General features: G+C 61.2%; 12 protein-coding genes. All 12 read left to right on the top strand.

Annotated features, from left to right (window positions below; translation table 11 throughout):
- Positions 1-60: 60 nt before the first annotated feature.
- The 12 genes from iolE to HQ912_RS16930 all read left to right on the top strand — a co-directional run bounded on the left by iolE (position 61) and on the right by HQ912_RS16930 (position 13,225).
- Positions 61-954, top strand: coding sequence for a myo-inosose-2 dehydratase (iolE, locus tag HQ912_RS16985; protein WP_047230198.1), 894 nt, complete (start codon positions 61-63; stop codon positions 952-954).
- A complete protein-coding gene (gene iolB / locus HQ912_RS16980; protein ID WP_047230199.1) occupies positions 951-1,760 on the top strand; it encodes a 5-deoxy-glucuronate isomerase in 810 nt (269 codons plus the stop codon). Before iolE ends, iolB begins: the two co-directional genes overlap by 4 nt.
- Positions 1,761-1,790: 30 nt before the next feature.
- On the top strand, positions 1,791-3,293 hold the full coding sequence (locus HQ912_RS16975) for a CoA-acylating methylmalonate-semialdehyde dehydrogenase (protein WP_173407063.1): 1,503 nt from the start codon (positions 1,791-1,793) through the stop codon (positions 3,291-3,293).
- Positions 3,294-3,323: 30 nt separating this feature from the next.
- On the top strand, positions 3,324-4,145 hold the full coding sequence (locus HQ912_RS16970) for a TIM barrel protein (RefSeq protein WP_173407062.1): 822 nt from the start codon (positions 3,324-3,326) through the stop codon (positions 4,143-4,145).
- Between the two features lie 166 nt (positions 4,146-4,311).
- Positions 4,312-6,243 carry a 3D-(3,5/4)-trihydroxycyclohexane-1,2-dione acylhydrolase (decyclizing) gene (iolD, locus tag HQ912_RS16965; RefSeq protein WP_173407061.1) on the top strand — a complete coding sequence of 644 codons (1,932 nt, stop codon included), beginning with the start codon at positions 4,312-4,314 and terminating at the stop codon, positions 6,241-6,243.
- 29 nt (positions 6,244-6,272) lie between these two features.
- Positions 6,273-7,283, top strand: a complete 1,011-nt coding sequence (locus tag HQ912_RS16960; protein WP_076385262.1) for a Gfo/Idh/MocA family protein — start codon at positions 6,273-6,275, stop codon at positions 7,281-7,283.
- A 190-nt stretch (positions 7,284-7,473) separates the two neighbouring features.
- Entirely contained in the window at positions 7,474-8,526 is a 1,053-nt protein-coding gene (locus HQ912_RS16955) for a Gfo/Idh/MocA family oxidoreductase (RefSeq protein ID WP_076385260.1), read from the top strand.
- 142 nt (positions 8,527-8,668) lie between these two features.
- Entirely contained in the window at positions 8,669-8,821 is a 153-nt protein-coding gene (locus tag HQ912_RS16950; RefSeq protein ID WP_171061383.1) for a hypothetical protein, read from the top strand.
- Positions 8,822-8,874: 53 nt separating this feature from the next.
- Positions 8,875-9,801: a sugar ABC transporter substrate-binding protein gene (locus tag HQ912_RS16945; protein WP_047230205.1), complete on the top strand. Its 927-nt coding sequence runs from the start codon at positions 8,875-8,877 to the stop codon at positions 9,799-9,801.
- A gap of 73 nt (positions 9,802-9,874) precedes the next feature.
- Positions 9,875-11,428 carry a sugar ABC transporter ATP-binding protein gene (locus HQ912_RS16940; RefSeq protein ID WP_047230206.1) on the top strand — a complete coding sequence of 518 codons (1,554 nt, stop codon included), beginning with the start codon at positions 9,875-9,877 and terminating at the stop codon, positions 11,426-11,428.
- A 43-nt stretch (positions 11,429-11,471) separates the two neighbouring features.
- The gene (locus HQ912_RS16935; RefSeq protein WP_047230207.1) at positions 11,472-12,494 is read left to right on the top strand and encodes an ABC transporter permease; all 1,023 of its coding nucleotides are present in this window, start codon (positions 11,472-11,474) and stop codon (positions 12,492-12,494) included.
- Positions 12,495-12,820: 326 nt separating this feature from the next.
- The gene (locus HQ912_RS16930; protein ID WP_003202859.1) at positions 12,821-13,225 is read left to right on the top strand and encodes a TraR/DksA family transcriptional regulator; all 405 of its coding nucleotides are present in this window, start codon (positions 12,821-12,823) and stop codon (positions 13,223-13,225) included.
- Positions 13,226-13,290: the final 65 nt, after the last annotated feature.

The raw sequence follows: 13,290 nt of genomic DNA, 5'->3' as shown, positions 1-13,290 counted from the left end.
GCTCCCACAGGGTTCATCGCCGCCTTCAATGGTTAGGTAAAAACAATAAAAGGTGCAGCCATGCCCGCTATTCGAATTGGCATCAACCCGATTTCCTGGAGCAACGACGATCTGCCATCGTTGGGTGGCGAGACGCCGTTGAGTACGGCGCTGAGCGAAGGCAAGGAAATCGGTTACGAAGGTTTCGAGCTCAACGGCAAATTTCCCAAGGATGCCAAGGGCGTTGGCGATGTGCTGCGGCCCTATGACCTGGCGCTGGTCTCCGGCTGGTATTCCAGCCGTCTGGCCCGGCGCTCGGCGGCCGAAGAAATCGATGCCATCGCCAGCCATGTCGAATTGCTGGCGCAAAACGGTGCGACGGTGCTGGTGTACGGCGAGGTGGCCGATTCCATTCAAGGCCAGCGCATCCCACTGATCGAGCGACCGCGTTTTCACACGGACGAAGCCTGGCAAGACTATGCCGAAAAACTCACCGAACTGGCGCGCTTCACCCTGTCCCGGGGTGTGCGCCTGGCGTATCACCATCATATGGGCGCCTATGTCGAATCGCCTTCGGACATCGACAAACTGATGGCCCTGACCGGCAGTGAGGTTGGCCTGCTGTTTGACTCGGGCCACTGTTACATGGGCGGCGGCGAACCCTTGCAGGTGTTGCGCAAGCACATCGAGCGCATTTGCCATGTGCATTTCAAGGACGTGCGCAAGCCTGTGGTGCAACTGGCGCGCAACAACCTCTGGAGTTTCCCCGACTGCATCGTCAACGGCACCTTCACCGTACCGGGTGATGGTGACATCGACTTTGCCGCGTTGCTGGACGTGCTGCTTGCCGCCGACTATCACGGCTGGCTGGTGGTCGAAGCCGAACAGGATCCGGCCGTGGCACCGAGTTATGCCTACGCCAAGAAAGGCTACGACACCCTGCGCGCCTTGCTGCAAGAGAGGACTGCGTCATGAGCCTGTTGATCAAAAGCCAGCCAAGCGGCCAGACCATAGTCCAGCTACCCGCCGACGAACTGGAGTATGTCGGGTTTGCCGCCTACCGCTTGAGCCTTGGTGAAAAGCTCCCGGTGGCTGCCGCCGACAAGGAACTGTGCCTGGTCTTGCTCAGCGGGCGCATCAGTCTCAAGGGTGAAGCACCGGGGCAGGGTGCCTTCGATTGGGACAACCTCGGTGATCGCCAGTCGGTGTTCGAGGATAAATCGCCCTACGCCGCGTATCTGCCGCCCGGCAGCCAGGCCCAGGTCACCGCCCTGAGCGATGTACAGATTGCCGTGTGTGCTGCGCCGGGTTCTGCGCAAAACAGTTACGGTCCACGGCTGATCCGCCCGGACAGCATGAAGCGCAGCGTGCGCGGCAAGGGCGCCAACACCCGCTATGTCTGCGACATCCTGCCCGACAGTGAGCCGGCCCACTCGCTGCTGGTGGTGGAAGTGCGCACGCCGTCGGGGCATTCGTCGAGCTACCCACCCCACAAGCACGACACCGACGACCTGCCGCACCAGAGCTTCCTGGAAGAAACCTATTACCACCAGGTCAACCCGTCCCAGGGCTTCGTGTTCCAGCGGGTCTATACCGACGACCGCAGCATCGACCAGGCCATGGCCGTGGAAAACAGCGACCTGGTGGTGGTGCCCAAGGGTTACCACCCGGTCAGCGTGCCCTACGGGTACGAGTCGTATTACCTGAACGTCATGGCCGGCCCGAAGCGGGTCTGGCAGTTCCATAACGATCCGCAGCACAGTTGGCTGCTTGATCTCTGATTTCCACCCTTTGCACGGAGAACAAGAACAATGAGCGATGCCCCGGTAGTAGGCCATTACATCAACGGTCGAGTGCAGGACAGCGACACGGTGCGGTTCAGCAACGTCTTCAACCCGGCCACCGGCGCGATACAGGCCCGGGTGGCGCTGGCCGAACCGGGCACCGTCGAGGCCGCGGTGACCTCGGCGCTGGCGGCATTCCCGGGCTGGTCCGAGCAATCGTCATTGCGCCGTTCGCGGGTGATGTTCAAGTTCAAGGAATTGCTCGACCGCCATCATGACGAACTGGCGCAGATCATCAGTCGCGAGCACGGCAAGGTGCTGTCCGACGCCCATGGCGAAGTCACCCGCGGCATCGAGATCGTCGAGTACGCCTGCGGTGCGCCGAACCTGCTCAAGACCGATTTCAGTGACAACATCGGCGGCGGCATCGACAACTGGAACCTGCGCCAGCCCTTGGGTGTGTGTGCCGGAGTCACGCCGTTCAATTTTCCGGTGATGGTGCCGCTGTGGATGATTCCCCTGGCACTGGTCGCCGGTAACTGTTTCATCCTCAAGCCTTCGGAGCGTGACCCGTCCGCCAGTTTGCTGATGGCTCGGCTGTTGACGGAGGCCGGGTTGCCGGACGGTGTGTTCAACGTGGTCCAGGGCGACAAAGTGGCGGTAGATGCGCTGTTGCAGCACCCGCACATCGAGGCGATTTCTTTCGTCGGCTCCACGCCGATTGCCGAGTACATCCACCAGCAGGGCACGGCGAACGGCAAGCGCGTGCAGGCGCTTGGCGGGGCGAAAAATCACATGATCGTCATGCCCGACGCCGACCTCGACCAGGCGGCGGACGCATTGATCGGCGCGGCCTACGGCTCGGCCGGTGAACGCTGCATGGCGATTTCCATTGCCGTAGCGGTGGGGGACGTGGGCGATGAATTGATTGCCAAGCTGTTGCCGCGCATCGATCAGTTGAAGATCGGCAACGGCCAGCAACCCGGCACCGACATGGGGCCGCTGGTGACCGCCGAGCACAAGGCCAAGGTCGAAGGCTTCATCGACGCCGGGGTCGCCGAGGGCGCGCGCCTGATCGTCGACGGCCGTGGTTTCAAGGTGCCGGGGGCCGAGCAGGGGTTCTTTGTCGGCGCGACGCTGTTCGACCAGGTCAACGCCCAGATGAGCATCTACCAGCAAGAGATCTTCGGCCCGGTGCTGGGCATCGTTCGCGTGGCGGATTTCGCCAGCGCCGTGGCCTTGATCAATGCTCACGAGTTCGGCAACGGCGTGTCCTGCTTCACCCGTGACGGCGGCATTGCCAGGGCGTTTGCCCGCAGCATCAAGGTCGGCATGGTGGGCATCAACGTGCCGATTCCGGTGCCCATGGCCTGGCATTCCTTTGGCGGCTGGAAGCGCTCGCTGTTTGGCGATCACCATGCCTACGGTGAAGAAGGTTTGCGCTTCTACAGCCGCTACAAAAGCGTGATGCAGCGCTGGCCCGACAGCATCGCCAAGGGCCCCGAGTTCAGCATGCCGACTGCCCAATAACCGTTTATGAATGCCGGAGGGATAACAACAATGAACAAGCCCCTGCGTTTTGCCTTGAACCGAATGGTTGCTCCGCGCCTGTCACTGCCCGATTTCATTGACCTGGCCCTGGCGCTGAAAACCGATGCCATCGAGATTCGCAACGATCTGAAGGGCGTCGAGATCGAAGACGGCATGCCGCCGGCCCGCGTGCGTGAGTTGTGCGAGGCGCGGGGCATCAAGGTGTTGTCGATCAACGCGCTGTATCCCTTCGACGTATGGAACGAGGAGCGCCGTGCCCAAGCCGTGCGGCTGGCCGACTATGCTCGCGAATGCGGCGCCGAGGGGCTGGTGATGTGCCCGCTCAACGAGCGCGACGACCCGCGCGGCGAGGCCGAACGCGCCGCGGGGCTGCGCACGGCCCTCAGTGAACTGGCGCCGATCCTGCGGGCTTTCGGTATCTACGGTTTCATCGAGCCGTTGGGGTTTGAAGAGTGTTCGCTGCGGCGCAAGCGCACGGCAGTGGAAGCGATCAAGGCCATTGGCGGGTTGGATGTGTTCCGTTTGGTGCATGACACCTTTCATCATCACCTGGCCGGTGAGCAGGAATTTTTCCCCGAGCTGACCGGGCTGGTGCACATCTCCGGTGTCGAGGATGCCCAGGCACCCTTGACGACCATCCGCGACGGCCACCGCGTGCTGGTGGGCGAGGCCGACATTCTCGGCAATGCCGCGCAGATCGAGGCGTTGCGGGCCGGTGGTTACGAGGGCTACCTGTCCTTCGAACCCTTTGCCCAGAGCATTCATGAACTGGCCGACATCCGCCAGGCATTGGGGGCGAGCATGAATCACCTGCAAAGCTCCCAGGCCTGACCCGACTTTCAAGAATGACGAAGCCCCCCTGTGGGAGCGAGCTTGCTCGCGATGGCGGCAGCACATTCAACAGATAAGTCGCCTGAAATACTGTTATCGCGAGCAAACTCGCTCCCACAGTGGACTGAGCCAGCCGCCAAATTTGCATTCCAGACAAGGTGCAAGCATGACCACAACACGACTGACCATGGCCCAGGCCCTGGTGAAATTCCTCGATAACCAGTACGTCGAGGTCGATGGCGTCCAGAGCAAATTCGTCGCCGGGGTCTTTACGATTTTTGGCCACGGCAATGTGCTGGGCCTGGGTCAGGCGCTGGAGCAGGACAGCGGTGACCTGGTGGTCCATCAGGGGCGCAACGAGCAGGGCATGGCCCACGCTGCCATCGGTTTCGCCAAGCAGCATCTGCGCCGCAAAATCTACGCCTGTACTTCGTCGGTCGGCCCCGGCGCGGCGAACATGCTGACCGCCGCCGCCACCGCGACGGCCAATCGCATCCCGTTGCTGCTGTTGCCTGGTGATGTCTACGCCAGTCGCCAGCCGGACCCGGTGCTGCAGCAGATCGAACAGTTCCATGACCTGAGCATCAGCACCAACGATGCGTTCAAGGCCGTGAGCAAATACTGGGATCGCATCAACCGCCCCGAGCAACTGATGAGCGCCGCGATCCACGCCATGCGCGTGCTCACCGACCCGGCCGAAACCGGCGCGGTGACCCTGGCGTTGCCCCAGGACGTGCAGGCCGAAGCCTACGATTACCCCGATTACTTTCTGCAAAAGCGCGTTCACCGCATCGACCGTCGCCCGGCCACCGAAGCCATGCTCGGCGATGCCCAGGCGCTGCTCAAGGGCAAGCGCAAGCCGCTGATCATCTGCGGCGGCGGGGTGAAATACGCCGGAGCCAACGCAGCGTTGCAGGCTTTTGCCGAGCGCTTCGAAATCCCCTTTGCCGAGACCCAGGCTGGCAAGAGCGCGGTGGTGTCCAGTCATCCACTGAACGTCGGAGGCGTCGGTGAGACCGGTTGCCTGGCGGCGAACCTGCTGGCCAAGGAAGCGGACCTGATCATTGGTATCGGCACCCGCTACAGCGATTTCACCACCGGGTCCAAATGGCTGTTCCAGCATCCGGATGTGCAGTTTCTCAACCTCAACATCAGCCCTTGCGATGCCTTGAAGCTTGACGGTGTGCAACTGCTGGCCGACGCGCGCTCAGGCCTGCAGGCTTTGTCCGCCGCGATGGGTGACTATCGTGCCGAATGGGGCGGGCAGATCGCCGATGCCAAAGCCCAACTGGATGCCGAAGTGGACCGGATCTATCAGGCTGACTTCCAGACCCAGGACTTCGTCCCAGAGATCAACGATCACCTGGACCCGGCGGTGTTTCGTGAATTCATCGAACTCACCGGTTCCTGCCTGACCCAGAGCCGCGTGCTGGGCACCCTCAACCAAACCCTGGCCGATGAGGCGATCATCGTTGCCGCCGCCGGCAGCCTGCCCGGCGACTTGCAGCGCAGCTGGCGCAGCAAGGGGGTCAACACCTATCACGTCGAATACGGCTATTCGTGCATGGGCTATGAGGTAAACGCGGCGCTGGGCGTGAAGCTGGCCGAGCCCGACAAAGAGGTCTATGCCCTGGTGGGTGATGGCTCCTACATGATGCTGCATTCGGAGCTGGCGACCTCGATCCAGGAGCGTCGCAAGATCAATGTGGTGCTGCTGGACAACATGACGTTCGGTTGCATCAACAATTTACAGATGGGCAACGGCATGGACAGCTTCGGCACCGAGTTCCGCTTCCGCAACCCGGACACCGGCAAGCTCGATGGCGGCTTCGTGCCGGTGGACTTCGCCATGAGCGCGGCGGCCTACGGCTGCAAGACCTACAAGGTCAAGACCCTCGACGAACTCCACGCGGCCCTGGCCGATGCGCGGCTGCAAACGGTCTCGACGCTCATCGATATCAAGGTCTTGCCCAAGACCATGATCCACAGCTACCTGTCCTGGTGGCGGGTCGGCGTGGCGCAAGTCTCCACCAGCGCGCGCACCGATGCGGCCGCCAAAACCCTCAATGAACGACTGGCCGAGGCTCGCCAGTATTAACAGCCCCAACCCTACGAAAGGAGTTTTTCATGTCTTTGAAGCTGGGCGTCATCGGCACCGGGGCCATCGGCCAGGACCATATCCGTCGTTGCAGCCAGACCTTGCTCAACAGCCAGGTGGTGGCGGTGACCGACATCAACCTCGCCCAGGCGGCGAAGGTGCTGGCCGACTTGAAACTGACCGCCGAGGTGTATCCCGACGGCCATGCCTTGATCAATGCGCCGGACGTTGAGGCGGTCCTGGTCACTTCCTGGGGGCCGAGCCACGAAGAGTTCGTGCTGGCGGCAATCGCGGCGGGTAAACCGGTGTTCTGTGAAAAGCCCCTGGCGGTCACGGCCGAAGGCTGTCGCAAGATCGTCGAAGCCGAAGTCGCCCATGGCAAGCGGCTGGTTCAGGTCGGTTTCATGCGCCCTTACGATGAAGGCTATCGAGCGCTCAAGGCGGTGATCGACAGCGGTCAGATCGGCGAACCGCTGATGCTGCACTGCGCGCATCGCAATCCGAGCGTGGGGGAGAACTACAAGACCGACATGGCGATCACCGACACACTGATCCATGAGCTGGATGTGCTGCGCTGGCTGCTGGCCGATGACTACGTTTCGGTGCAGGTGGTATTCCCGCGCAAGACCAGCAAGGCGCTGGCGCACCTGCGCGATCCGCAGATCGTGTTACTGGAAACCGCCAAGGGCACGCGCATCGATGTGGAGGTTTTCGTCAATTGCCAATATGGGTACGACATCCAGTGCGAAGTGGTGGGGGAGACGGGCATCGCCAAACTCCCGGAGCCGTCCCAGGTGCAACTGCGCAGTGGCGCCAAGCTGTCTAATGCGATCCTGATGGATTGGAAGGATCGTTTCATCGCGGCCTACGACGTCGAATTGCAGGCTTTCATCGACGGCGTGCGCGCCGGACAGGTGGGCGGGCCGTCGGCCTGGGACGGGTTCGCCGCGGCAGTGGCGGCGGATGCCTGTGTTCAAGCGCAGCAGAGTGGGCAGATCGTCAAGGTCGAACTGCCCGAACGCCCGCGTTTCTACGGCTAACCACAATCTCCTGTGGGAGCCCGCTCCCACAGTCGACCGCGTTTCCCTGAAGGTACTCGGTCAATTGTGGGAGCGAGCCTGCTCGCGATGGCGGCGGATCTGTTGGCATTAATGTGGCGGATACACTGCCATCGCGAGCAGGCTCGCTCCCACAGGGATGTGTTTATTCAACGACTTTCAAGGAATCTTCATGCGAATCGGACTAGTGGGCTACGGCAAGGGCGGACGGTTTTTCCATGCACCGCTGATCAGCAGTCTGCCCGGGGCTACGTTTGTCGGCGTGGTGACGCGGTCCGCTGAGCGGCGCCAGCAACTGGCGAACGAGCACCCCCACGCCCAAGCCTTCGATACCCTCGAACAGTTGGTGGCCGCAGGCGTCGATGCGGTGGTGGTGTCCACGCCGCTGGACGGTCGCCCGGCCGTGGTCATGCAGGCCATTGAACTGGGTATTGCAGTGGTCAGCGACAAACCTTTCGCCCTTGATGCCGCACAGGCCGAGGCGATGGTGCTGGCCGCCGAGCAGCACAACGTGCCGCTGACCGTGTATCAGAACCGCCGCTGGGATTCGGACTACCTGACTTTGCGCAAACTGCTGGAGTCCGGTGCGCTGGGGCAGGTCATTCGCTTTGAGTCCAGCGTCGAGCGTTATTCGCCAACATCGGTCGGCAAAGGTAGCGGCGGCGGGTTTCTGCGGGACCTGGGTAGCCATCTGGTGGACCAGGCGCTGCAACTGTTCGGCCCGGTGACCAGGGTTTACGCCGAGTTGGATTACCGGCAACCCGGGCAGGTGTTCGACAACGGCTTTTTTATCTCCCTGACCCATGCCAGCGGCGTGCTTTCCCACCTGAGCGGCAGTTGCCTGCAAAACGCACCGCGCCCGCGCTTTCGGGTCAGCGGCACCGGAGGCTGCTACACCGTCGAGGGCCTGGACGGCCAGGAGGCCCAGGCGCTGGCCGGGTTGAGCCCGGCGACCGAGGGTGAGCGCTGGGGGAGCGAAGAGCATCGGCGCTGGGGCTGGTTCGAGCAAGGCAGCGAGCGCGAGCGTGTGGCGTCGGAGCGCGGCTGCTGGATGGCGTTCTACCAGCGCCTGCAAACCGCGTTGCAAGGCGTTGGTCCTTTGCCGGTGGAGGCTCGTGATGCCCTGGCCACCACTCGCATCCTCGACGCTGCAAGGCTGAGCGCCGAGCAGGGCGAAGTGGTGGTTTTGGCCACGTCTGTCGGCCATGGAATAAAAAACGAATAAAATTCTAAAATGAGTTGATATGGAAAATATTTTCCAATAAAGTCGATTCCAGGTTACCGACACCCCTGTTCGTCTTTTGCCAAGTCAGCCTTGAGCAAATGACGGACAAAACAAAAACAAGAAACACAGCCAGGTACCGTCGATGAAAACCTTCAGCCGTTCTGCGTTTCACCTGCCAAGCTCGCTGCGCCTGTGCGCAATCCTTCCCCTGTTCGAATCCCTGTGCATTCAGCGCAACGGCACCGTGGTGTGTTGCATGCCCGGTGCGCCCATCGTGCGTTTGCCCCGTTCCTGAGATCCATCACGCCTTATCCATAAAACCAACAAAAAAGTGGAGAAAGACCGTTCATGAAGACCAAGACCCGTATCGCCTCGCTGGCCCTGTCGTTGATGCTCACCAGCGGCGTCGCCCTGGCGGACCTGAAGATCGGCGTCAGCATGTCCCAGTTCGATGACACCTGGCTGACGTACCTGCGTGAGTCGATGGACAGCAAAGCCAAGTCCCTGCCGGATGGCGTCACCTTGCAGTTCGAAGACGCACGCAGTGATGTGGTCAAGCAACTGAGCCAGGTGGAAAGCTTTATCAGCCAGAAGGTCGACGCAATCATCGTCAACCCGGTGGACACTGCCGCCACCCAGCGCATTACCAAGGCCGCGGTCGCCGCCGGGATCCCGTTGGTGTACGTCAATCGCCGTCCCGACGACCTGAAACTGCCCGCAGGCGTGGTGACCGTGGCGTCCGACGATCTGGAAGCCGGCCGGATGCAAATGCAATACCTGGCCGACAAAATGTCGGGCAAGGGCAACATCGTGATTCTGTTGGGTGACCTGGCGAACAACTCCACCACCAACCGCACCAAGGGTGTCAAGGAAGTGCTGGCCAAGTACCCCGACATCAAGATCGAACAAGAGCAGACCGGTATCTGGTCACGGGATAAAGGCATGACACTGGTGAACGACTGGCTGACTCAGGGCCGTGAGTTCAATGCCGTGGTCTCCAACAATGACGAAATGGCCATCGGCGCGGCCATGGCACTCAAGGGTGTCGGCAAGGAGAAAGGCAGCGTACTGATCGCCGGGGTCGATGGCACGCCGGACGGCCTGAACGCCGTGAAGAAAGGCGAGATGGCGGTCTCGGTATTCCAGGACGCCAAGGGCCAGGCCGACGGTTCGATCGACACGGCGGTGAAAATGGTCAAGAAACAGCCGGTCGAGCAGGCCGTATGGGTGCCGTATCGCCTGATCACGCCGGAAAACGTCGATCAGTTCAAGTGACGTTTAACGTACTGCTACCACAACAATAAACAGGCGAGGTCGCCCACTGACCTTGCCGAGGGAGTACCTGATCATGTTCGCTTCAGCGACTGCTTCGAGCGCCCCGGCGATGACTTTCCGGCCGGACGTAATGCCTGATGAACCGTATCTGCTGGAAGTCGTCAACGTCAGCAAAGGCTTTCCCGGCGTGGTGGCCCTGTCGGATGTGCAATTGCGGGTGCGCCCCGGTTCCGTGCTGGCTTTGATGGGCGAGAACGGTGCGGGCAAATCCACCCTGATGAAAATCGTGGCCGGCATCTACCAGCCGGACGCCGGTGAACTGCGCCTGCGGGGCAAGCCGGTGAAGTTCGACACACCTCTGGCAGCCCTGCAGGCCGGCATCGCGATGATCCACCAGGAACTGAACCTGATGCCCCACATGAGCATCGCTGAAAACATCTGGATCGGCCGCGAGCAGCTCAACGGCTTGCATATGGTCGATCACGGGGAAATGCACCGCTGCACCGCCAAGTTGCTGGAGCGCCTGCGTATCAACCTGGATCCTGAAGAGCAGGTGGGCAACCTGAGCATTGCCGAGCGGCAGATGGTCGAGATCGCCAAGGCGGTGTCCTACGACTCTGACATTCTGATCATGGATGAGCCGACCTCGGCCATCACCGAGACGGAGGTCGCCCATCTGTTTTCGATCATCGCCGACCTCAAGTCTCAGGGTAAGGGCATCATCTACATCACCCATAAAATGAACGAAGTGTTCGCCATCGCCGATGAAGTGGCGGTGTTTCGCGACGGCGCCTACATCGGCCTGCAACGGGCCGACAGCATGGACGGCGACAGCCTGATATCAATGATGGTCGGGCGCGAACTGAGCCAGTTGTTCCCGGAACGGGACAAACCCATCGGCGATCTGGTGCTGTCGGTGCGTGATTTGAGCCTGGAGGGCATTTTCAAGAATGTGTCCTTCGACTTGCATGCCGGAGAAATCCTGGGCATTGCCGGGCTGATGGGCTCGGGCCGGACCAACGTGGCCGAGGCGATCTTCGGCGTGACGCCCAGCACGGGCGGCGAGATCCTGCTCGACGGGCAACCGGTGCGCATCAGCGACCCGCACATGGCCATCGAGAAGGGGTTCGCGCTGTTGACCGAGGATCGCAAGCTCAGTGGCCTGTTCCCGTGCCTGTCGGTGCTGGAAAACATGGAAATGGCCGTGTTGCCCCATTACGTCGGCAACGGCTTCATCCAGCAGAAAGCCTTGCGCGCGTTGTGCGAAGACATGTGCAAGAAGTTGCGGGTCAAGACCCCGTCCCTGGAACAGTGCATCGACACCTTGTCCGGCGGCAACCAACAGAAGGCCCTGCTGGCCCGATGGCTGATGACCAACCCACGCATCCTGATCCTCGACGAGCCGACCCGTGGCATCGACGTTGGCGCCAAGGCCGAGATCTACCGGCTCATTTCCTACCTCGCCAGCGAAGGCATGGCGGTGATCATGATTTCTTCGGAGCTGCCGGAAGTGTTGGGCATGAGCGACCGGGTGATGGTGATGCATGAAGGTGACCTGATGGGCACGCTGGACCGTAGCGAGGCGACCCAGGAGCGGGTAATGCAGTTGGCTTCTGGCCTGTCCTGATAATAGAGGGCGCAAGCTCGCCACAGAGAAAAAGGTGAATGCTATGAACGCGATACTGGAAAATAAACCCGCGGCCGCACCGGCCAGGACGCGTCGGCGGCTGCCGACGGAACTGAGTATCTTCCTGGTGCTGATCGGCATCGGCCTGGTGTTCGAAGTGTTTGGCTGGATCATGCGCGACCAGAGTTTCCTGATGAACTCCCAGCGCCTGGTGTTGATGATCCTGCAAGTGTCGATCATCGGTCTGCTGGCCATCGGTGTGACCCAGGTGATCATCACCACCGGTATCGACCTGTCTTCCGGCTCGGTGCTGGCGTTGTCGGCCATGATCGCCGCCAGCCTGGCCCAAACCTCGGATTTCACCCGGGCGGTGTTTCCCTCCCTGACTGACTTACCGGTGTGGATACCGGTGGTGGCGGGGTTGGGCGTTGGGCTGTTGGCCGGAGCGATCAACGGCAGCATCATCGCCATCACGGGTATCCCGCCCTTTATTGCCACCCTCGGCATGATGGTCTCGGCCCGCGGTCTGGCGCGTTACTACACCGAAGGCCAGCCGGTGAGCATGTTGTCCGATTCCTATACCGCCATCGGCCATGGCGCCATGCCGGTGATCATTTTCCTGGTGGTGGCGGTGATCTTCCATATTGCCCTGCGCTACACCAAGTACGGTAAGTACACCTACGCCATCGGCGGCAACATGCAGGCGGCACGCACCTCGGGCATCAACGTCAAACGCCATCTGGTGATCGTCTACAGCATCGCCGGGCTGCTGGCGGGGCTGGCCGGGGTGGTGGCCTCGGCGCGGGCCGCCACCGGGCAGGCCGGCATGGGCATGTCCTATGAGCTGGACGCGATTGCTGCGGCCGTGATCGGCGGCACTAGCCTGGCCGGTGGGGTGGGGCGCATCACCGGAACGGTGATCGGCGCGCTGATCCTCGGGGTCATGGCCAGTGGCTTCACGTTCGTCGGCGTGGATGCCTACATTCAGGACATCATCAAGGGCTTGATCATTGTGGTGGCGGTGGTCATCGACCAGTACCGCAATAAGCGCAAACTCAAACGCTGAAGGTCCTTACGCTGCGACAAAGCGCCACGCCTGACCCGCGTGGCGTTGCCATTTGTCTTCTTGATACAGCTATTGAATCGAATTTCTTGTTATAAACGCACTCCGATGACTGCCAAAAGCTTGTCAGAGAACATTTAGAAGGGTTGTCGGACATTTTCCCTATGTTTTCAGTTGCTGAGGCTTCGACTCGGCCTTAGACTGCCGCCCCTCGTAAATTGAGTGCCGGGTGGCGCTTGGAATAGACGGCGCCTTCCCGATGAGCGTGGCAGCGCGCTGCGGGACGCTTCATAATTCGCCTTAATGCACGTTTTTTTATAGAGAAATCAATGACAAAGGAAAAGTTGCTGGCCATGCCGGCGGATGACTACATGAATGCCGAGCAGCTGGCTTTCTTCACCAAGCTGTTGCAGAACATGAAAGTGGAAACCCACGAGCGCATCGAACAGAACCGAATCGCCATTGAGAGCCTGGATACCCCGGCTGACCCGGCGGACGCTGCTTCCGTAGAAGAAGAGCGGACCTGGTTGGTCAACGCCATCGATCGCGACCAGCGCATGCTGCCTCAGCTGGAGCAGGCCCTGGACCGTATCAACGACGACAGCTTCGGCTGGTGTGATGACAGCGGCGAGCCGATCGGCCTCAAGCGCCTGCTGATCAGCCCGACCACCAAGTACTGCATCGAAGCGCAGGAACGTCACGAGCAGATCGACAAGCACCAGCGTCAGGCCTGATCCGCGTTTCAGAGAAGATCGCAGCTTTCTTCGGGAAGCTGCGATCTTTTGCTTTTGTCTGCGCC

It is taken from the genome of Pseudomonas sp. MPDS, assembly GCF_013283895.1.
Classification (GTDB): domain Bacteria; phylum Pseudomonadota; class Gammaproteobacteria; order Pseudomonadales; family Pseudomonadaceae; genus Aquipseudomonas; species Aquipseudomonas rhizophila.
Note: the sequence above shows the minus strand (reverse complement) of the source record. Positions and strands in the feature narration are given on the sequence as shown.